Origin of the sequence: Nocardioides sp. GCM10027114 (assembly GCF_042659625.1) — a bacterium.
Lineage (GTDB): Bacteria > Actinomycetota > Actinomycetes > Propionibacteriales > Nocardioidaceae > Nocardioides.
The window spans coordinates 195,589-214,260 of sequence record NZ_JBHSSS010000002.1; the positions used below are offsets into that span (position 1 = coordinate 195,589).

An 18,672-nucleotide genomic window follows, 5' to 3' on the forward strand; every position below is an offset into this window, starting at 1 on the left:
CCGTGGGGATAGTGAAGGACTGCGATGCTGCGCTTTGTCCTCCGGCGGCTGGCCCTGATGGTGCCGGTGCTCGTCGGTCTGTCGATCCTGCTGTTCGCGTGGGTCCGGGCACTGCCCGGCGACCCGGCGCGCGCGCTGCTCGGGCAGCGCGCGACGCCGGAGGGCATCGCGCGGGTCAACGAGCTCTACGGCTTCGACGACCCGCTGCTCACGCAGTACTTCACCTACGTCAAGGCCCTTCTCCAGGGTGACTTCGGCCGGTCCATCCGCACCGGTCAGCCCGTGACGGAGAGCTTCATCGAGAAGTTCCCCGGCACGGTCGAGCTGGGGCTCACCGCCCTGCTCATCGCGGTCCTGGTGGGCGTGCCGCTCGGCTACTACGCGGCACGCCACCAGGGCCGGTTCCTCGACACCGCCATCGTGTCCGGCTCCCTGCTCGGGGTCGTGACGCCGGTGTTCTTCCTGGCGATCCTGCTCAAGCTCGTCTTCGCGAACTGGCTCGGCTGGTTCCCCACGGCGCTGCGGCAGGACGCCCGGATCGACGCCACGCACATCACGAACTTCTACGTGCTCGACGGGCTCCTGACACGGGAGTGGGATGCCGCCTGGGACGCGCTCGTGCACCTCGTGCTCCCCGCGATGGCCCTCGCCACCATCCCGCTCGCGATCGTCGTGCGGATCACCCGCGCCGCCGTCGCCGACGTCCTCAACGAGGACTACGTCCGCACGGCCCGGAGCAAGGGCCTGTCCACGCAGACGATCTCCCGACGCCACGTCGTGCGCAACGCGCTGCTGCCGGTGGTGACCACCATCGGCCTGCAGGCGGGCCTGCTGCTGTCGGGGGCGGTGCTCACCGAGACGGTCTTCGCGTGGAACGGCATCGGCAGCTTCCTGTTCGAGGCGATCGGTCAGCGCGACTACCCCGTCCTCCAGGGCTACATCCTCTTCATCGCCCTGATCTATGCCCTCATCAACCTTGCCGTGGACGTCGCCTACGGCGTGATCGACCCCCGGGTGCGTGTGTCATGACCGTCTCCCTCCCTCCCGCGTCCGGACCGGCCGCGGCGGGTCCCACGCTCGACGAGGCCCCCGGCGAGAGCCTGTGGCGCGGAGCGTGGAAGCGCCTGCGCCGCAACCCCAGCGCCATCGTCGGCGCGATCCTGGTGCTGCTGTTCGTGCTGGTGGCGCTTCTGGCGCCGCTGCTCACGCCGTACGAGCCCGGCTCGGCGCAGTGGTCCGGTCAGGTCACGCCGTCCTCCGTGCCCGGCCCGAGCGCCGAGCACCAGCTCGGGCTCGACCGATTCGGTTCGGACCTGCTGACGCAGATGGTCTACGGCGCCCGCCAGTCCCTGGTCTACGGCGTCGTCTCGACCGCGATCGGCCTCGTCGCCGGCCTGACGCTCGGCGCCGTCGCGGGCGGCTTCGCGAGCGTCGGCGGCCGGGTGGGCGGCTGGGTCGACTCCGCGGTGATGCGGCTGGTCGACATCATGCTGTCCATCCCGAGCCTGCTGCTCGCCGTCAGCATCGCCGCGGTCCTCGGCCAGAACCCCTACGCCGTGATGATCGCCATCGGCGCTGCCCAGGTCCCGATCTTCGCCCGCCTGCTCCGGGGCTCGATGCTCGGCCAGGGCAAGTCCGACTACGTGCTCGCCGCGGGTGCCCTCGGCATCCGCAAGCGGCGGATCGTGATGGGCCACGTCCTGCCCAACAGCATCGGTCCGACGATCGTGCAGGCCACGCTCAACCTCGCCACCGCGATCATCGAGGTCGCGGCGCTGAGCTACCTCGGCCTCGGCCAGAGCGACCCGGCGGTCGCCGAGTGGGGCCGGATGCTGGTGGCGGCCCAGGACCGCTTCGAGGCGGCGCCGCAGCTGGCGCTGCTCCCCGGTGCGGCGATCGCGATCACGGCGCTCGGCTTCACCCTCTTCGGTGAGGCCCTGCGCGAGGCCCTCGACCCGCGCTCGCGGAGGTGACCCGGATGACCCAGCCAGGAACGCGCCCCGGGGCTGCCCATCAGCCCCTCCTCTCGGTGCGCGACCTCAGCGTCACCTTCGGCCTGCGCGGCGGCACTCCGGTGCGCGCGGTCGACGAGGTCTCCTTCGACATCCGTCCCGGCCAGCACGTCGGTCTGGTGGGGGAGTCCGGCAGCGGCAAGTCCGTGACGTCCCTCGCCGTCATGGGCCTGCTGCCGACGCGCGGCGTGAAGGTCGCCGGCACGGTCGAGTACGCCGGCCGCAACCTGCTCGACGTCCCCGACAGCGAGATGGCGCGGCTGCGCGGTCCCGAGCTCGCCATGGTCTTCCAGGACCCGATGACCTCGCTCAACCCGGTCGTCACCGTCGGTGTGCAGATCGGCGAGGTGATCCGGCGGCACATGTCGGTCTCCCGCAAGGAGGCGCGCGACCGGGCCGGCGACCTGATGAAGCGGGTCGGCATCCCCGACCCGCTGCGTCGCCTCAAGGAGTACCCCCACCAGCTCTCCGGCGGCATGCGCCAGCGCGTCCTGATCGCGATCGCGCTCGCCTGCAACCCCAAGCTGCTGATCGCCGACGAGCCCACCACCGCCCTCGACGTGACCATCCAGGCACAGGTGCTGGAGGTGCTCAAGGAGCTGGTGGCCGACACCGACGCCGCGCTGCTGATGATCACGCACGACCTCGGCGTCGTCGCCGGCCTCTGCGACGAGGTCCACGTCATGTACTCCGGCCGGATCGTCGAGTCGGCGCGTCGCGACGACCTGTTCGCCGAGCCACGTCACCCCTACACCGGGGGGCTGCTCGAGAGCATCCCGCGCCTGGACTCGCCGCGCGGAGCGCCGCTGCAGCCGATCCCGGGCTCCCCGACGCAGACCCTGCCGTGGCCCGAGGGCTGTGCCTTCGCACCCCGGTGCGGGCACCGGATCGAGGCCTGCACCTCCGGGCCCCCGGAGCTCCACGACGTGGGCGGCCGTCGGCTGCGCTGCGTGAACCCCCTGACCGCCGACGAGCCTGCCGGAACGGCGGTGACCCGATGAGCGACACCACCAACACCCTGGTCCGCGTCCGCGACCTCAAGGTCCACTTCCCGATCCGCGACGGCCTGCTGCTCAACCGGCAGGTCGGGGCGGTCAAGGCCGTCGACGGGGTCGACCTCGACATCGCCGAGGGCTCGACGCTCGGGCTCGTCGGGGAGTCCGGCTGCGGCAAGTCGACCCTCGGCCGGGCGCTGCTGAGGCTCACGCCGATCACGTCCGGCACGGTCGAGTTCGACGGCGTGGACGTCGCCTCGCTCAAGGGCGAGGAGCTTCGACGGCGCCGGCAGGACATGCAGATGGTCTTCCAGGACCCCCTCGCGAGCCTCAACCCGCGGCAGAGCGTCGAGACGATCCTGACCGAACCGCTGCGGGCCCACGGGATCCCCTACGACAAGCGCACCCGGGTGCGCGAGCTGCTCGACCAGGTGGGGCTGCCTGCTGCGGCGGCACGGAAGTACCCGCACGAGTTCTCCGGCGGTCAGCGCCAGCGCATCGGCATCGCCCGCGCCCTGGCGCTCGAGCCGCGGTTCATCATCGCCGACGAGCCGGTCTCCGCGCTCGACGTGTCGATCCAGGCGCAGGTGCTGAACCTGCTCGAGGAGCTCCAGACCGAGCTCGGCCTCACCTACCTCGTCATCGCCCACGACCTCGCGGTCGTCCGGCACGTCTCCGACGAGGTCGCGGTGATGTACCTCGGCGGCGTCGTGGAGCAGGCGCCGTCGGACGTGCTGTACGACGACCCGCAGCACCCCTACACGAAGGCGCTGATGTCGGCGGTCCCCGTCCCGGACCCGGTGGTGGAGACCACGCGGGAGCGGATCCTGCTGCAGGGCGACCTTCCCTCGCCGTCCAACCCGCCCACGGGCTGCCGCTTCCACACCCGCTGCCCCTACCGGCAGCCGACGCGCTGCGACACCGAGCGGCCGGAGCTGCGCGTGGTGTCGTCGGGGCACCGGGTGGCCTGCCACTGGGCCGAGGAGATCGCTGCCGGGACCGTCCAGCCGCACGCCGTGACGCCCGAGGAGGCCGCCACACCCACGTGACGGTCCAGGCCGGTCTGGTCCCGATGGGTCAGACCGACTAGTCAGGGGTCGTAGTACCACCGGACAATGGCGGGATGCACCCGTCGGCAAGCAGGATCGGTCCGCGCGGGGGTTCAGCGGCCCTCCGCGGCATCAGGAAGAGGGTCACATGACTGTCCGACGTGGGCTCGCCATCATGCTCAGCGGTGTGCTGGGTGCAGCGGCCCTCGTCCAGGCGCCAGGCGCCTGGGCGGGAGATGGCGAGCCCGCGAAGGACAAGACCACCTGCTCCGCCTCCAGCACGGTCAAGCTCCGCGTTCAGGAACAGGCCGACGGCCGGCTCGAGACCGTCGGGATCGTGTGGAGCGACGACGACGACTGGTGGGACTGGAAGTTCAAGCACGACGGCGACCTGTCCGACGAGGGCTCGGTCAAGGCCAAGGACGCGGACAGGTCGTTCCGGATCGTGCGGACGATGGTCAACTTCGCCGGCCCGGACAACGTGATGTTCCGCGCGGAGAACCGCAGCACCGGCGAGGTGTGCAAGATCGACCTCTACTACTGAGGTTCCCCTCTATCCTCCCCGCGTGAGCCTCTTCAGGAATCCCCTAGCGCAGTTCCTGGCGATCTCCCTCCTGCTGCTCGTCCTCATCAGCTCCGTCACCGGCTACCTCGCCGAGCGGGCGGCCGAGCGCGAGGCGATCAGCGAGGCGCTGACGATCCACGAGCTCGCCGCCAGCTCGGTCATCGAGGCCGACCTGACCCGTCGGGTACTGACAGGCAGTCGTGGCGCGATCGACCAGTACGACCGCGAGGTCCTCAGCCGGCTGCAGGTCGACTCGCTGCTGGGGGTCAATCTCCGCGACGAGTCCGGCAGGCTTCGCTACAGCAGCCGCGGCATCCTGATCGGTGACAGCTTCGAGTTCAGCCAGCAGCAGCGAGAGGTCCTGAGCGAGGGAGGCACGGGCTACGACATGCCCGGTGCGGACGCCCCGATCGCCTCCCCGCCCGAGGCGACTCGCGATGTCGTGCAGATCTACACCCGAGTCGCTGGGCCGGGTGACCGCCAGCTGCTCTTCGAAGGCTACTACCGGCTCGAGGACATCGAGCAGCGTCGCGCGCAGATCCTGTCGTCGTTCCGATGGATCACCCTCGGCGGGCCGCTGCTGATCGTGCTGCTCACCACCCCGATCCTGTGGGCGCTGACCCGCCGGCTGACCCACGCCGGCCGTGAGCGGGAGCGGCTGCTCCACGCCCTCCTTGACGCCTCCGACGCCGAGCGGCGGCGGATCGCGCGGGACCTGCACGACAGCGTGGTCCAGGACCTCGCAGGCACCGCCTTCTCGATCTCCGCCGTCGCCCGGGACCCGGTCACCCCGCCGACCGCCCGGGAGCGGCTCGACGACGCGGGCGGGTCGCTGCGCGTCAGCCTCAAGGGGCTCCGCTCGCTGCTCGCGGAGATCCACCCGCCCGACCTGCAGGCGGAGAGCCTGCCGGCGGCGCTGGAGGACCTCATCGCCCCCGCAGCGGGGGCCGGAGTACAGGCCTCCCTGAGCGTTGCGGGGGTCGACGACGTCCCCGACGCGTGCGCAGCGCTGGTGTGGCGCGTGGCGCAGGAGGCCGTGCGCAACGCGTTGCGGCATGCTGAGGCCTCCACGCTGGACGTGACCGTGCGCGGTGACGGACGGCTGCTCGTGCTCGACGTGGTCGACGACGGGGTGGGCTTCGAGCCCTCTCGCGCTGCTGCGGGGGACAGCTTCGGCCTGCGTGGGCTGCGCAGCCTCGTCTCCGAGGCGGGCGGGACGTTGGAGGTGCGCTCGGCCCCCGGGGAGGGGACCCGGGTGCGGATGGAGGTGGAGGTCCGATGACCAGCAGGGCGATCCGGGTCGTCCTCGTCGACGACCACGCGGTGATCCGCGCGGGCCTCGAGCAGCTGCTGTCCGGGACGGGGGACATCGAGGTCGTCGGCACCGCCGAGGACGGGGCCCGCGCCCTCGAGGTGGTCCGCCGCGAGCGTCCCGACGTCGTGCTCATGGACCTGCAGATGCCCGGCGTGGACGGCGTGGCCGCGACCCGGATGATCATGGCCGAGGGCGGACCGACCGACGTGCTGGTGCTGACGTCGTACTCCGACGCCGAACGGATCGTCGCGGCCCTCGACGCTGGAGCCGTCGGCTACCTGCTCAAGGACGCCGACCCCGAGGACGTGCTGGAAGGGATCCGTGCCGTCAGCCGGGGCGAGTCGCCCATCCACCCACGGGCGGCGCGCCAGCTGCTCGGTGCCCGGTCCGGGGGTGTACGTCCCGCGTCAGCGCAGCCGCAGCTGACCGCCCGGGAGTCGGAGGTGCTCACGCTCGTGCGCGAGGGCCTGGCCAACAAGCAGATCGCCCGTAGGCTCGATATCAGCGAGCGCACCGTCAAGGCGCACCTGACATCGGCGTTCGCCCGGATCGGCGTCGCGGACCGCACCCAGGCCGCGCTCTGGGCCCAGCGGCACGGGCTCTAGCCGCCCTCCGGCTCGGTCCCGCCGGCCTCCGGCAGCGGCGGGGGAGTGCCGCCGAACTCGGGGCACAGCGCCTGATGGGCGCACCAGTCGCACAGTCGCGACGGGCTGGGGCGCCAGTCGCCGGTCTCCTGTGCCTGCTGGATGGCGCGCCAGATGGCCTCGACCTTCCGCTCGGTGGCGAGCAGGTCGGCCTCGTCGGGGACATAGCGGACGATCTCGCCGTTGCCGAGGTAGACCAGCTGCAGCATCGCCGGGACGATGCCGCGCGTGCGCCAGATGACCAGGGCGTAGAACTTCATCTGGAAGAGCGCCTTGGCCTCGAACATCTCGCCGGGGGAGCGGCCGGTCTTGTAGTCCACGACCCGGACCTGCCCGGTGGGCGCCACGTCGACCCGGTCGATGAACCCCCGCAGCAGCAGCCGCGACTCCAGCAGCGCCTCGACGTAGACCTCCCGCTCGGCCGGCTCGAGCCGGCGCGGGTCCTCCAGGGTGAAGTAGCGGTCGAGCACCGTGGTGCAGGAGGCCAGCCACGCGGCGACCTCGGCCCCCTCGCCGGCGCCGCCGGGGAACATCGTGGCCAGCTCGGGCTCGTCGGCCAGCAGCGCCTGCCACGCGGGCTCGAGCATCGCCCGGGCCTGCTCCGGCGTGCGGCCGGCGGCCGGCAGGTCGAAGAGGTCCTCGAGCACCTTGTGGACGACCGTGCCGCGGACTGCGTCCGGCGAGAACGGCTCGGGCAGCCGGTCGACGGTGCGGAAGCGGTAGAGCAGCGGGCAGGTGAGGAAGTCCCCGGCGCGGCTGGGAGAGAGCGAGCCGAGGACCTCGACGCCGTCGACAGCGGTCGAGTGGTGGTCGGCCGGGGACTGCTGCACGCTCACGTGGACAACCCTAGGCGAGAGCACCGACGGGCCCGGGCGTCGGTTCCGGTCGCGTCGGATAGATTCGAGGCGTGGCCAGCAGTGACCCCGACACCCGTCCCGGCGGGGACCTCCCACCGGGCGAGCACCGCGGGCGCGAGCCCCGGCCCCCGGGCACCTTCCGCGTGGGGTCGATCGCCGGCACCGACGTGCTCGTCAGCGGCTCGTGGTTCCTGGTCGCCGGCCTGATCGCGGTCCTGGTCGCCCCCGCCGTGGACGCCGTGGCCCCTGGCCTCGGCACCTGGAAGTACGTCGCGGGGCTGATGTTCGCGGTCCTCCTCTACATGTCCGTGCTGCTCCACGAGGCGTCGCACGCGATCATGGCGAAGCGCTACGGCTTCCCGGTCAGCTCGATCACGCTCCACTTCCTCGGGGGCATGACGGCCATCGAGGGGGAGGCCCGCAAGCCGCGGCAGGAGCTGCTGATCGCCGTGGTGGGTCCGCTGACCTCCGTCGCCGTGGGGCTGGTGGCGGGCGCCGCCTGGCTGGCGCTGCCCGACGGCCTGCTGCGGCTGGCGTTCGGCGCGCTCGCCTTCGCCAACCTGCTCGTGGGCGTCCTCAACCTCGTCCCGGGCCTGCCGCTCGACGGCGGCCGGGTGCTCAAGGCTGCGGTGTGGGGGATGACCGGCGACCCCCACCGCGGCACGCTGGTCGCGGGCTGGGGCGGGCGGCTCACCGCCGTGGCCGTCCTGAGCTGGCCGGTCCTGCAGGAAGTGACGACCGGGACCCCGGCGACGGTCGTCGACTTCGCGCTGGCCTTCATCATCGCCCTGTTCCTGTGGTCCGGGTCCACCAACGCCATGGCCGCGGCCCGGCTGCGGCGCCGGTTGCCCAGCCTCGTGGCGCGCGACCTGGCCCGACGCACCCTCACCGTCCCCGACGACCTCCCGCTCGGCGAGGCCGTGCGGCGCGCACAGGAGGCGGAGGCCGGCGGCATCGTGACCGTCACCAGCGGCGGCCGGCCGGTCGGCCTCGTCAACGAGGCGGCGCTGCTCGCGACCCCCGAGGACCGGCGCCCGTGGGTGGCGGTCTCCACGGTGGCCCGCACCCTCGAGCAGGGCCTCACCCTGCCGGCGAAGCTGTCGGGCGAGAACCTGGTCCTCGCCATCAGCCGCACACCCGCCTCGGAGTACCTCCTGCTCGAGGACGACGGCTCCGTCTACGGCGTGCTGGCGACGGCGGACGTGGACGCCGCCTTCCGCGCGTCGCGCTGAGCCGGCCGCCTGACGGGCGTCCGGCCCTCGTTTTCCGGGTGGCAGCGGCCCGCGTCTAGGGTTCGGCCCATGCTCGACGACGTGTCACCCGAGGCCTGGTCCGGCGTCCACCGGGGCCCGCTCCGGGCAGGGGAGTGGATCAGGCTCACCGACTCCAAGGGCCGGCGCCACAACATCTGCCTCGAGCCCGGCAAGCGGTTCTTCTCCAACCGGGGCCACATCGAGCACGACGAGCTCATCGGTCGCGAGGAGGGCTTCACGGTCGCGTCGTCGGCCGGTGGCGAGTACCTCGTCTTCCGCCCGCTGCTGTCGGAGTTCGTGGTGTCGATGCCGCGCGGCGCGGCGGTCGTCTACCCCAAGGACGCCGCCCAGATCGTCGCCATGGCCGACATCTTCCCCGGGGCCCACGTGGTCGAGGCGGGCGTCGGGTCCGGCGCCCTGACCTGCTCGCTGCTGCGCGCGGTCGGCCCCCACGGCAAGGTGCTCTCCTACGAGCGGCGCGAGGAGTTCGCCGACGTCGCCAGGCGCAACGTCGACCAGTTCTTCGGCGCCGAGCAGCACGGCTCCCACCCCGCGTGGAACCTCCAGCTCGGCGACCTCGCCGAGGAGCTGCCCCACCTCGAGGACCCCGTCGACCGAGTCATCCTCGACATGCTCGCCCCTTGGGAGTGCGTGGACGCCGTCGCCGGCGCCCTGCGTCCCGGTGGACTGCTGTGCGCCTACGTCGCGACGACCACCCAGCTCTCGCGCTTCGTCGAGACCGTCCGGGCGCACGGCGGGTTCACCGAGCCGCAGCCGTGGGAGACCCTGGTCCGCGACTGGCACGTCGAGGGGCTCGCCGTCCGGCCGGGCCACAAGATGATCGGCCACACGGCGTTCCTCGTGACCGCCCGGCGGATGGCGCCCGGCGAGCGGCCGCCGGTCAAGAAGCGTCGTCCGGCGCCCGGTGCCTACGGCGCCGACTACTCCGGCCCGCGGCCCGCCGACCTGCCGCCGCAGGTGCTGGACGAGCGCTTCGACCAGTAGTCCGCAACCGCCTCACACCGGGCTGGCACCGTCCGACACCGCGCCCTCACCAAATCGTGACCAACACGTCAGCAAGGGTCCTTCACTCCCTGTGATGGACGGGTAGGGTCACAACGGAGGAGGTGGCGTCCATGTCAGCGTCCGAGAGCGGTGCCGGCGACCGAAGCCGGGACGAGCTGGTCAGCCAGGTGCGTTTCCTCGAGGCGGAGGTCGGTGACCTGCGCCGCCGCCTGAGCGAGTCGCCCGGCCACTCCCGGGGCCTCGAGCTCCGGCTGGCCGACACCCAGCGGTCCCTCGCCGCGGTCACCTCCCAGAACGAGCGGCTCGCGCAGACCCTGCGCGAGGCCCGCGACCAGATCATGAAGCTCAAGGAGGAGGTCGACCGGCTCGCCCAGCCGCCGGCCGGCTTCGGCACCTTCCTGGCCCGCCACGAGGACGGCTCGATCGACGTCTTCACCGGCGGCCGCAAGCTGCGGGTCAACGTCAGCCCGGCCGTCGAGGTCGAGGAGCTCGTGCGCGGCCAGGAGGTCATGCTCAACGAGGCCCTCAACGTCGTGGCCGCCCTCGACTTCGAGGAGGTCGGCGAGGTCGTGATGTTCAAGGAGCTGCTCGCCGACGGCGAGCGCGCCCTCGTCATCGCCAACGCCGACGAGGAGCGCGTGGTGCGCCTCGCGGAGCCGCTGCACGGCATCACGCTGCGTGCCGGCGACTCGCTGCTGCTCGACTCGCGGGCCGGCTACGTCTACGAACGGGTCCCGAAGTCCGAGGTCGAGGAGCTCGTGCTCGAGGAGGTGCCCGACATCGCCTACGAGTCGATCGGCGGGCTCGGGGGCCAGATCGAGCAGATCCGCGACGCGGTGGAGCTGCCCTACCTCTACCCCGACCTGTTCAAGGAGCACGAGCTCAAGCCGCCGAAGGGCGTCCTGCTCTACGGCCCTCCCGGCTGCGGCAAGACGCTGATCGCGAAGGCCGTCGCCAACTCGCTGGCCAAGAAGGTCGCCGACAAGACCGGCCAGGAGGGGAAGTCGTACTTCCTCAACATCAAGGGCCCCGAGCTGCTCAACAAGTACGTCGGCGAGACCGAGCGCCACATCCGGCTGGTGTTCCAGCGGGCTCGCGAGAAGGCCAGCGGCGGCACCCCCGTCATCGTCTTCTTCGACGAGATGGACTCCCTGTTCCGCACCCGCGGCTCGGGTGTCTCCTCCGACGTGGAGAACACCATCGTCCCGCAGCTGCTCAGCGAGATCGACGGCGTCGAGCTCCTCGAGAACGTCCTCGTCATCGGTGCGTCCAACCGCGAGGACATGATCGACCCGGCGATCCTGCGCCCGGGGCGTCTCGACGTGAAGATCAAGATCGAGCGTCCCGACGCCGAGGCGGCGCGCGACATCTTCAGCAAGTACCTCACCACGTCGCTGCCGCTGCACGCCGACGACCTGTCCGAGTTCGGCAACGACCGGCAGGCCTGCGTCGAGGGCATGATCCAGGCGACCGTCGAGCGGATGTACACCGAGACCGAGGAGAACCGATTCCTCGAGGTGACCTACGCCAACGGCGACAAGGAGGTCCTGTACTTCAAGGACTTCAACTCCGGCGCCATGATCCAGAACATCGTCGACCGCGCCAAGAAGATGGCGATCAAGGACTTCCTCGAGCACGACCAGCACGGGCTCCGGATCTCCCACCTGCTGCAGGCGTGCGTCGACGAGTTCAAGGAGAACGAGGACCTGCCCAACACCACCAACCCCGACGACTGGGCGCGGATCTCCGGCAAGAAGGGCGAGCGGATCGTCTTCATCCGGACGCTCATCACCGGCAAGCAGGGCACCGAGCCCGGCCGCTCGATCGACACCGTGTCCAACACCGGCCAGTACCTCTGACCGGAGGCGGGTGCGTCCCGTGGGCGAGGAGGAGCTCGAGCGGAGCGAGCTCGAGGCGCTGCTGGAGACCCGGCGCGAGCTCGGCGCGTCGTACGACGCGGCGCTCGTCGACTCCTTCGCCGACCGTATCGAGCGGGCGGTCGAACGACGCTACGGCGCCGAGGTCGGCGCCCGAGCCGCCGCGGACCGGGTCCGCGACTCCGCGGGGCGCCGGCAGACGGCGCTCGGCATCTCGTCGGTGGCGATGGGCATCCCGATCAGCGCGATCGCCCTCGGGGCCGGCGACAGCGGCTTCACCGGGTTCGCCAGCCTGGTGGTGGCCTGGGCCGGCATCGTCGGCGTGAACGCCGCGCACGCCCTGCAGGGCAGGGGCTGGCGTCAGTAGGAGTGCCGGACGTCGAGGACGGCGCGGACCCGTGCCTCGTCGAACTCCTCGCCCAGCCAGTCGAACAGCGGCCGCAGCGCCCCGGGGGCGGCCCCCCACTCGTCGTACCGCACCCGGAACGCCGCGTCGCCGAGCCCGTTCGCGGCGGCGAGGATCCGCGCCTCCTCGGTGGCCAGCTGCTCGGCGGCGTCCGGGGTGTCGGCCCACCACTTGCTGCGCCCGACGGCCTTCAGGTCCCGGGTGTTCACCACGAACCGGGCGCCCGGGAAGACCCGGCACAGCCAGGTCAGGTGGTCCTCGAGGTCCTCGTGGCGGCCCCAGCGGATCTCCTTGAAGCCGGTGACCCGGGTGTCCGGACCGGGACGCAGCAGCGTCGCCAGCGCCAGCTCGCGGATCCCCTCGAGGGAGGCCTTCACGGGGAAGCCGTCCAGGCCGTAGAACGGGTGCTCCGCGGTGCTGCTGCCCTCGTCGTCCCCGCGCTTGCGCTGCTGCCGGCGCTGCGAGCGCCGCTCCTTGGCCAGCACCTGGTGGTAGCGCTGCAGGTGGCCCAGCGCCCAGCGGTTCTCGCCGCGGACCAGGTAGCCCGGGATGGCGTTCAGGACGCCCTGGAGCAGGGTGGAGCCCGACCGGCCGTAGGTCATCACGAACACGTAGCCGAGGTCCGGGGAGCCCGGCGAGGGGCTGGTCGGGTCGGGCATGCGGAAGCGGCCTCCTCGTGGGTCGCGACATTCAAGCACGCGGAACCGGCGACCCCGTACGCTCGCCCTATGAGCGTGCGACGGGTCATGGGCACCGAGGTCGAGTACGGCATCTCGGTCCAGGGCCAGCCCACGGCCAACCCGATGGTGGCCTCCTCGCAGGTCGTCAACGCCTACGCGTCGGCGACCGTGAAGGCGCGCCGCGCGCGCTGGGACTTCGAGGAGGAGTCGCCGCTGCGCGACGCCCGCGGGTTCGACATGTCGCGCCAGGTCGCCGACCCCTCCCAGCTCACCGACGAGGACATGGGGCTGGCCAACGTCATCCTCACCAACGGCGCCCGGCTCTACGTCGACCACGCGCACCCGGAGTACTCCACGCCCGAGGTCACCACGCCGCTGGACGTGGTCCGCTGGGACAAGGCGGGCGAGCTGGTCATGCTCGACGCGAGCCGGCGCGCGGGGCAGCTTCCCGGCGGCGCGCCGATCGTGCTCTACAAGAACAACACCGACAACAAGGGCGCGTCGTACGGCGCCCACGAGAACTACCTGATGCGGCGATCCACGCCGTTCGGCGACATCGTGCGCCACCTGACGCCGTTCTTCGTGTCCCGGCAGGTCGTGTGCGGCGCGGGCCGTGTCGGCATCGGCCAGGACGGCCGCGAGCACGGCTTCCAGATCAGCCAGCGCGCCGACTTCTTCGAGGTCGAGGTGGGCCTCGAGACGACCCTCAAGCGGCCGATCATCAACACCCGCGACGAGCCGCACGCCGACCCGGAGAAGTACCGCCGGCTCCACGTCATCATCGGCGACGCCAACCTCTCCGAGGTCTCGACGTACCTCAAGGTCGGCACCACCGCCCTCGTCCTGTCGATGATCGAGGACCGTTTCCTCGGCGACGACTTCACCCTCGAGGGGGCTGTGGGGGCACTGCGGGCCGTCTCGCACGACCCGACGCTGCAGCACCGGGTCACGCTGACCAGCGGTCGCAAGCTGACCGCGGTGCAGCTCCAGCGCGAGTACCTCGACCTGGCTCGCAAGTACGTCGAGGACCGCTTCGGCAGCGACGCCGACGCGCAGACGCTGGACGTGCTGGCGCGCTGGGAGTCCGTCCTCGACCGCCTCGAGCGCGACCCGATGGAGTGCGCCAGGGAGCTCGACTGGGTGGCCAAGCTGAAGCTGCTCGAGCACTACCGGCAGCGCGACGGGCTCGCCTGGGACGACGCCAAGCTGCAGCTCATCGACTACCAGTACTCCGACATCCGGCCGGAGAAGGGCCTGTACCACCGACTGCTGGGCATGGGGCGCATGGAGCGGCTCCTCGACGACGCGTCGGTCGAGGTCGCCATGCACGACCCGCCGGAGGACACCCGGGCCTACTTCCGCGGCCGCTGCCTGGAGAAGTACGCCGACTCCGTGGCGGCCGCCTCGTGGGACTCGGTGATCTTCGACCTGCCCGGCCGGGAGTCCCTGCAGCGGGTGCCGACCATCGACCCGCTGCGCGGCAGCCGCGCCCACGTGGGCCGGCTGCTCGACGACTGCGAGACGGCCGAGGCGCTTTTCGCCGCGCTCACCCGGTGACTGGTCAGGACTGGATAGGGTCTGGACATGGCACAGGAGCAGAAGCAGCCGAAGAAGTCCTCGGAGCAGGAAGAGGCTCCCGAGGCCACCGCCGAGTCCGACGTCAGCGAGCGCAAGGAAGCCCTGGACGACGACGTCGACGCGATCCTCGACGAGATCGACGACGTGCTGGAGACGAACGCCGAGGACTTCGTGAAGTCGTTCATCCAGAAGGGCGGCCAGTGAGGTCGGACGGCCACGGCGACAGCCCCCGGCTGCCGTCGGCCTACCTCATGCCCGGAACCTCCTCCTTCAGCGACTTCCTCGCGGCCCAGGCGCCCGACCTGCTCCCGTCGCGCCGCGCCGTCCCGCAGGGGCACGCCGGCGACCTCGCGCCGCACGGCACGACCATCGTCGCCGCCACCTTCCCCGGCGGCGTCGTGATGGCCGGTGACCGCCGGGCGACGATGGGCAACGTCATCGCCCAGCGCGACATCGAGAAGGTGTTCCCGGCCGACGAGTTCTCCGCGGTGGGCATCGCCGGCTCCGCCGGGCTCGCCGTCGAGCTGGTCCGGCTGTTCCAGACCGAGCTCGAGCACTACGAGAAGATCGAGGGCACCACGCTCTCGATGGACGGCAAGGCCAACCGCCTCGCCGCGCTGATCCGGGGCAACCTCGGCATGGCCATGCAGGGTCTCGCCGTGGTGCCGCTGTTCGCCGGCTACGACCTGGCCGCCGGCCAGGGACGGATCTTCAGCTACGACGTGACCGGCGGCCGCTACGAGGAGACCGCGTTCCACGCCGTCGGCTCCGGCTCGCTCTTCGCTCGTGGGTCGCTCAAGAAGCTCTACCGCGACGACCTCGGCGCCGAGGAGTGCGTGCTCGCCGCCGTGCAGGCGCTCTACGACGCTGCCGACGACGACTCCGCCACCGGCGGGCCGGACCTCACCCGCCGGATCTTCCCGGTCGTCCACGTGATCACCGCCGAGGGCGGCCGCCGGCTGCCCGACGAGGAGGTCGCCGACGTGGCCGACCGGATGATCGCCGGCCGGATGACCCGACCCGACGGCCCCGCCGCCCCGCTGAGCTGAGGGAGAGCACCATGAGCATGCCGTTCTACGTCTCGCCCGAGCAGCTGATGAAGGACCGGGCCGACTTCGCGCGCAAGGGCATCGCCCGCGGCCGGTCGGTCGTCGCGGTCCAGTACGCCGACGGCGTCCTGTTCGCGTCCGAGAACCCGTCCCAGGCCCTCCACAAGGTCTCGGAGATCTACGACCGGATCGCCTTCGCCGCGGTCGGTCGCTACAACGAGTTCGAGAACCTCCGGATCGCCGGGGTCCGGCTCGCCGACATGCGCGGGTACGCCTACGACCGGCGCGACGTCACCGGCCGGGGCCTCGCCAACGCCTACGCCCAGACCCTGGGCACGATCTTCTCCAGCGGCGGCGAGAAGCCCTACGAGGTCGAGATCTTCGTCGCCGAGATCGGGGACCGGCCGGAGGAGGACCAGCTCTACCGGCTGACCTACGACGGCCAGGTCGCCGACGAGCACGGCTACGCCGTGATGGGCGGCGCCGTCGACACGGTCGTCGAGTACCTCCGCGACCGCTACGAGGCCGGGGCCACGCTCGACCAGGCCGTCCACCTCGCCGTCGCCGCGCTGGGCCACTCCGACACCGGCGACCGGGTGATCCCCGTCGACGACCTGGAGGTGGCGGTCCTCGACCGGACCCGCACCCAGCCGCGGAAGTTCCGCCGGCTGCGCCCCGACGCGCTCGCCGCACTGCTCGCCGACCGGGGGCCCGAGGAGGCCGCGCCCGAGGCGCCGGTGTCCGAGCCCCCGGCAGCGCCCGAGGAGCCCACGTCCGGAGAGCCGACGTCCGAGGGGCCGCCGGAGGACGAGCCGCCGATCGCGCCTCCGGTCAGCTGACCGGTCGCAAACTCCCCGGTCCGTGACCTGACTGCCACTACGCTGTCGAAATGGACCGGCGGATCTTCGGGATCGAGAACGAGTACGGCGTCACGTGCACGTTCCGCGGCCAGCGCCGCCTGAGCCCGGACGAGGTGGCGCGCTACCTCTTCCGGAAGGTCGTGAGCTGGGGGCGCAGCAGCAACGTCTTCCTGCGCAACGGTGCGCGGCTCTACCTCGACGTCGGCAGCCACCCCGAGTACGCCACGCCCGAGTGCGACGACGTGCTCGAGCTGGTCACCCACGACAAGGCGGGGGAGCGGGTCCTCGAGGGCCTGCTCCTCGACGCCGAGCAGCGGCTCCACGACGAGGGCATCGCGGGGGAGATCTACCTCTTCAAGAACAACACCGACTCCGCCGGCAACTCCTACGGCTGCCACGAGAACTACCTCGTGGGCCGTGCCGGCGAGTTCACCCGGCTGGCCGACGTGCTGATCCCGTTCCTGGTGACCCGGCAGATCGTGGTGGGCGCCGGCAAGATCACGCAGACGCCGCGTGGCGCGACGTACTCCGTCTCGCAGCGGGCCGAGCACATCTGGGAGGGCGTCTCCAGCGCCACCACCCGCAGCCGGCCGATCATCAACACCCGCGACGAGCCCCACGCGGACGCCGAGAAGTACCGCCGCCTGCACGTCATCGTGGGCGACTCCAACATGAGCGAGACGACCACGATGCTCAAGGTCGCGAGCTGCGACCTCGTGCTGCGGATGATCGAGGAGGGGGTCGTGATGCGCGACCTCACCATGGAGAACCCCATCCGGGCCATCCGCGAGATCTCCCACGACGTCAGCGGTCGCCGCAAGGTGCGGCTCGCCAACGGCCGGGAGGCCAGCGCGCTGGACATCCAGCAGGAGTACCTCTCCAAGGCGCGCGACTTCGTCGACCGGCGCGGCATCTCCACGCCGGTCATCGAGCGGACGCTGGACCTGTGGGAGCGCGGGCTCAAGGCGGTCGAGTCCGACGACCTCGGGCTCGTCGACCGCGAGATCGACTGGGTCATCAAGTGGAAGCTCATCGACCGGTACCGCGCCAAGCACGGACTGCCGCTGGGCCACCCGCGGATCGCCCAGCTCGACCTCGCCTACCACGACATCCACCGCGGCCGCGGTCTCTACTACCTGCTGGAGAAGCGCGGGGCGGTGGCCCGGGCGACGACGGACCTGCAGATCTTCCAGGCCAAGTCTGTGCCACCGCAGACCACGCGGGCCCGGCTGCGCGGGGAGTTCATCCGCAAGGCCCAGGAGCGGCGCCGCGACTTCACCGTGGACTGGGTCCACCTCAAGCTCAACGACCAGGCCCAGCGGACGGTGCTGTGCAAGGACCCGTTCCGTGCCCACGACGAGCGCGTCCAGCGACTGATCGACGGGATGTAGCCCGCCCCGGCCCGCCTGTGGGGAGCCTGCCGGATCCTCTCAGGCACGGCGGATAAGGTGTGGCGCTGCTGCCCGCCTGCACGGCCGGCAGCCGTTCCAGCCCCGACCTGTTAGGTGTGACCGTGTTCCGACGCACCCTGCGTGCCCCGCGGCTCGTGCTGCCGCTCGCCCTGCTCCTCGGCCTCGGCCTGTCCTCGTGCGGCGAGGAGGACACCTCCGGCGAGGCCCCGACCTTCGAGGCGGTGACCGTCGAGGGTGAGCCCGGCTCCGAGCCGAAGGTGGAGATCGAGAAGAACGTCGACACCTCGGAGGTCTCGACCGAGGTCCTCGTCGAGGGCGAGGGGGAGGTCGTCGAGGCCGGTGACCAGGTCCTCGCCCACCTCTGGCTCGGCAACTTCTTCGACCAGCAGAAGGCGTTCAGCACCTACGACACCGGCACGCCCGAGCTGGTCACCGTCGACGAGGAGACGCTGAGCCCGGTCTTCGTCGAGGGCCTCGAGGGGCAGACCGTCGGGTCCCGGGTCGCCGTGACCGCGCCCGCCGACGAGGCGTTCGGCGAGGGCGGCAACCCGCAGTTCAACATCGGCAACAAGGACACCATCCTCGTCGTCATCGACCTGATGAGCACGGTCCTCGACGAGCCGGCCGGCGAGTCCGGCAAGGCCCCGGGCTGGGCGCCCGAGATCGTCGAGAAGGACGGTGTCCCCGCGAGCCTCGACTTCTCCGACGCGCCGAAGCCCGGCAAGGACCTTCGCTCGGCCACCCTCGTCGAGGGCGAGGGCGCCACGGTCGAGAAGGGTCAGACCATCGTGGTCGACTACCTCGGCCAGGTGTACGGCGGCAAGAAGCCGTTCGACGACAGCTACAGCCGCGGCGAGCCGGCGTCGTTCCAGATCGGCACCGGCAACGTCGTCAAGGGCTGGGACCGCACCCTCGTGGGCGCCACGGTCGGCAGCCGCGTGATGATCGCCATCCCGCCCGCCCTCGGCTACGGCAAGGCGGGCAACCCGCAGGCAGGCATCGAGGGCGACGACACGCTGTACTTCGTGGTCGACGTGCTCGCCGCAGGCTGACGGCAGGATCAGCAACGACGCCGGCACGGGCCGGCACCGGAG

Annotated in this window: 19 protein-coding genes; 17 read left to right on the forward strand and 2 right to left on the reverse strand. The window is 71.5% G+C overall.

Annotated elements, in window-relative coordinates; genetic code table 11:
• Positions 1-24: 24 nt before the first annotated feature.
• The 7 genes from ACFP2E_RS01485 to ACFP2E_RS01515 all read left to right on the forward strand — a co-directional run bounded on the left by ACFP2E_RS01485 (position 25) and on the right by ACFP2E_RS01515 (position 6,541).
• Entirely contained in the window at positions 25-1,029 is a 1,005-nt protein-coding gene (locus ACFP2E_RS01485) for an ABC transporter permease (RefSeq protein ID WP_378521853.1), read from the forward strand.
• Positions 1,026-1,973: an ABC transporter permease gene (locus tag ACFP2E_RS01490; protein ID WP_378521854.1), complete on the forward strand. Its 948-nt coding sequence runs from the start codon at positions 1,026-1,028 to the stop codon at positions 1,971-1,973. Before ACFP2E_RS01485 ends, ACFP2E_RS01490 begins: the two co-directional genes overlap by 4 nt.
• Before the next feature lie 5 nt (positions 1,974-1,978).
• Positions 1,979-3,013, forward strand: a complete 1,035-nt coding sequence (locus ACFP2E_RS01495; protein WP_378521855.1) for an ABC transporter ATP-binding protein — start codon at positions 1,979-1,981, stop codon at positions 3,011-3,013.
• Positions 3,010-4,056 carry an ABC transporter ATP-binding protein gene (locus ACFP2E_RS01500; RefSeq protein WP_378521856.1) on the forward strand — a complete coding sequence of 349 codons (1,047 nt, stop codon included), beginning with the start codon at positions 3,010-3,012 and terminating at the stop codon, positions 4,054-4,056. The genes ACFP2E_RS01495 and ACFP2E_RS01500 overlap by 4 nt, the downstream gene beginning before the upstream one ends.
• A gap of 148 nt (positions 4,057-4,204) precedes the next feature.
• Positions 4,205-4,600 (forward strand): hypothetical protein, encoded by a 396-nt coding sequence (locus tag ACFP2E_RS01505; protein WP_378521857.1) that lies wholly within the window; start codon positions 4,205-4,207, stop codon positions 4,598-4,600.
• A 22-nt stretch (positions 4,601-4,622) separates the two neighbouring features.
• Entirely contained in the window at positions 4,623-5,903 is a 1,281-nt protein-coding gene (locus ACFP2E_RS01510; RefSeq protein ID WP_378521858.1) for a sensor histidine kinase, read from the forward strand.
• On the forward strand, positions 5,900-6,541 hold the full coding sequence (locus tag ACFP2E_RS01515; protein ID WP_378521859.1) for a response regulator: 642 nt from the start codon (positions 5,900-5,902) through the stop codon (positions 6,539-6,541). Before ACFP2E_RS01510 ends, ACFP2E_RS01515 begins: the two co-directional genes overlap by 4 nt.
• On the opposite strand, the gene ACFP2E_RS01520 is transcribed toward ACFP2E_RS01515, so the two are convergent.
• A complete protein-coding gene (locus ACFP2E_RS01520; RefSeq protein ID WP_378522007.1) occupies positions 6,538-7,410 on the reverse strand; it encodes a RecB family exonuclease in 873 nt (290 codons plus the stop codon). The genes ACFP2E_RS01515 and ACFP2E_RS01520 overlap by 4 nt on opposite strands.
• Before the next feature lie 77 nt (positions 7,411-7,487).
• Between ACFP2E_RS01520 and ACFP2E_RS01525 the strand changes: the two genes are divergently transcribed.
• From ACFP2E_RS01525 to ACFP2E_RS01540, 4 genes are all read left to right on the forward strand, one after another.
• Positions 7,488-8,669 carry a site-2 protease family protein gene (locus ACFP2E_RS01525; protein ID WP_378521860.1) on the forward strand — a complete coding sequence of 394 codons (1,182 nt, stop codon included), beginning with the start codon at positions 7,488-7,490 and terminating at the stop codon, positions 8,667-8,669.
• A gap of 69 nt (positions 8,670-8,738) precedes the next feature.
• Positions 8,739-9,695 carry a tRNA (adenine-N1)-methyltransferase gene (locus ACFP2E_RS01530; protein WP_378521861.1) on the forward strand — a complete coding sequence of 319 codons (957 nt, stop codon included), beginning with the start codon at positions 8,739-8,741 and terminating at the stop codon, positions 9,693-9,695.
• Positions 9,696-9,826: 131 nt separating this feature from the next.
• A complete protein-coding gene (gene arc, locus ACFP2E_RS01535; RefSeq protein WP_378521862.1) occupies positions 9,827-11,575 on the forward strand; it encodes a proteasome ATPase in 1,749 nt (582 codons plus the stop codon).
• A gap of 19 nt (positions 11,576-11,594) precedes the next feature.
• Positions 11,595-11,960, forward strand: a complete 366-nt coding sequence (locus ACFP2E_RS01540; RefSeq protein ID WP_378521863.1) for a hypothetical protein — start codon at positions 11,595-11,597, stop codon at positions 11,958-11,960.
• On the opposite strand, the gene ACFP2E_RS01545 is transcribed toward ACFP2E_RS01540, so the two are convergent.
• Positions 11,954-12,658, reverse strand: coding sequence for a sulfotransferase (locus tag ACFP2E_RS01545; RefSeq protein WP_378521864.1), 705 nt, complete (start codon positions 12,656-12,658; stop codon positions 11,954-11,956). The two genes, ACFP2E_RS01540 and ACFP2E_RS01545, sit on opposite strands and share 7 nt — an antisense overlap.
• A gap of 69 nt (positions 12,659-12,727) precedes the next feature.
• On the opposite strand from ACFP2E_RS01545, the gene dop reads away from it, so the two are divergent.
• From dop to ACFP2E_RS01575, 6 genes are all read left to right on the forward strand, one after another.
• Positions 12,728-14,236 (forward strand): depupylase/deamidase Dop, encoded by a 1,509-nt coding sequence (dop, locus tag ACFP2E_RS01550; protein WP_378521865.1) that lies wholly within the window; start codon positions 12,728-12,730, stop codon positions 14,234-14,236.
• A gap of 27 nt (positions 14,237-14,263) precedes the next feature.
• Positions 14,264-14,461: a ubiquitin-like protein Pup gene (locus tag ACFP2E_RS01555; RefSeq protein ID WP_378521866.1), complete on the forward strand. Its 198-nt coding sequence runs from the start codon at positions 14,264-14,266 to the stop codon at positions 14,459-14,461.
• A 47-nt stretch (positions 14,462-14,508) separates the two neighbouring features.
• Positions 14,509-15,306, forward strand: coding sequence for a proteasome subunit beta (prcB, locus tag ACFP2E_RS01560; protein WP_378522008.1), 798 nt, complete (start codon positions 14,509-14,511; stop codon positions 15,304-15,306).
• An 11-nt stretch (positions 15,307-15,317) separates the two neighbouring features.
• The gene (gene prcA, locus ACFP2E_RS01565; RefSeq protein ID WP_378521867.1) at positions 15,318-16,145 is read left to right on the forward strand and encodes a proteasome subunit alpha; all 828 of its coding nucleotides are present in this window, start codon (positions 15,318-15,320) and stop codon (positions 16,143-16,145) included.
• A gap of 50 nt (positions 16,146-16,195) precedes the next feature.
• Complete coding sequence (gene pafA, locus ACFP2E_RS01570; RefSeq protein WP_378521868.1) at positions 16,196-17,557, forward strand: Pup--protein ligase; 1,362 nt, start codon at positions 16,196-16,198, stop codon at positions 17,555-17,557.
• Between the two features lie 122 nt (positions 17,558-17,679).
• On the forward strand, positions 17,680-18,630 hold the full coding sequence (locus ACFP2E_RS01575; protein WP_378521869.1) for an FKBP-type peptidyl-prolyl cis-trans isomerase: 951 nt from the start codon (positions 17,680-17,682) through the stop codon (positions 18,628-18,630).
• Positions 18,631-18,672: the final 42 nt, after the last annotated feature.

Coding starts and splice junctions, on each gene's coding strand:
- ACFP2E_RS01555 (WP_378521866.1), top strand. CDS start 14,264: ATGGCACAGGAGCAGAAGCAGCCGAAGAAGTCCTCGGAGCAGGAAGAG.
- ACFP2E_RS01500 (WP_378521856.1), top strand. CDS start 3,010: ATGAGCGACACCACCAACACCCTGGTCCGCGTCCGCGACCTCAAGGTC.
- ACFP2E_RS01495 (WP_378521855.1), top strand. CDS start 1,979: ATGACCCAGCCAGGAACGCGCCCCGGGGCTGCCCATCAGCCCCTCCTC.
- pafA (WP_378521868.1), top strand. CDS start 16,196: ATGGACCGGCGGATCTTCGGGATCGAGAACGAGTACGGCGTCACGTGC.
- ACFP2E_RS01485 (WP_378521853.1), top strand. CDS start 25: ATGCTGCGCTTTGTCCTCCGGCGGCTGGCCCTGATGGTGCCGGTGCTC.
- prcB (WP_378522008.1), top strand. CDS start 14,509: ATGCCCGGAACCTCCTCCTTCAGCGACTTCCTCGCGGCCCAGGCGCCC.
- prcA (WP_378521867.1), top strand. CDS start 15,318: ATGAGCATGCCGTTCTACGTCTCGCCCGAGCAGCTGATGAAGGACCGG.
- ACFP2E_RS01515 (WP_378521859.1), top strand. CDS start 5,900: ATGACCAGCAGGGCGATCCGGGTCGTCCTCGTCGACGACCACGCGGTG.
- ACFP2E_RS01505 (WP_378521857.1), top strand. CDS start 4,205: ATGACTGTCCGACGTGGGCTCGCCATCATGCTCAGCGGTGTGCTGGGT.
- arc (WP_378521862.1), top strand. CDS start 9,827: ATGTCAGCGTCCGAGAGCGGTGCCGGCGACCGAAGCCGGGACGAGCTG.
- ACFP2E_RS01545 (WP_378521864.1), bottom strand. CDS start 12,658: ATGCCCGACCCGACCAGCCCCTCGCCGGGCTCCCCGGACCTCGGCTAC.
- dop (WP_378521865.1), top strand. CDS start 12,728: ATGAGCGTGCGACGGGTCATGGGCACCGAGGTCGAGTACGGCATCTCG.
- ACFP2E_RS01490 (WP_378521854.1), top strand. CDS start 1,026: ATGACCGTCTCCCTCCCTCCCGCGTCCGGACCGGCCGCGGCGGGTCCC.
- ACFP2E_RS01530 (WP_378521861.1), top strand. CDS start 8,739: ATGCTCGACGACGTGTCACCCGAGGCCTGGTCCGGCGTCCACCGGGGC.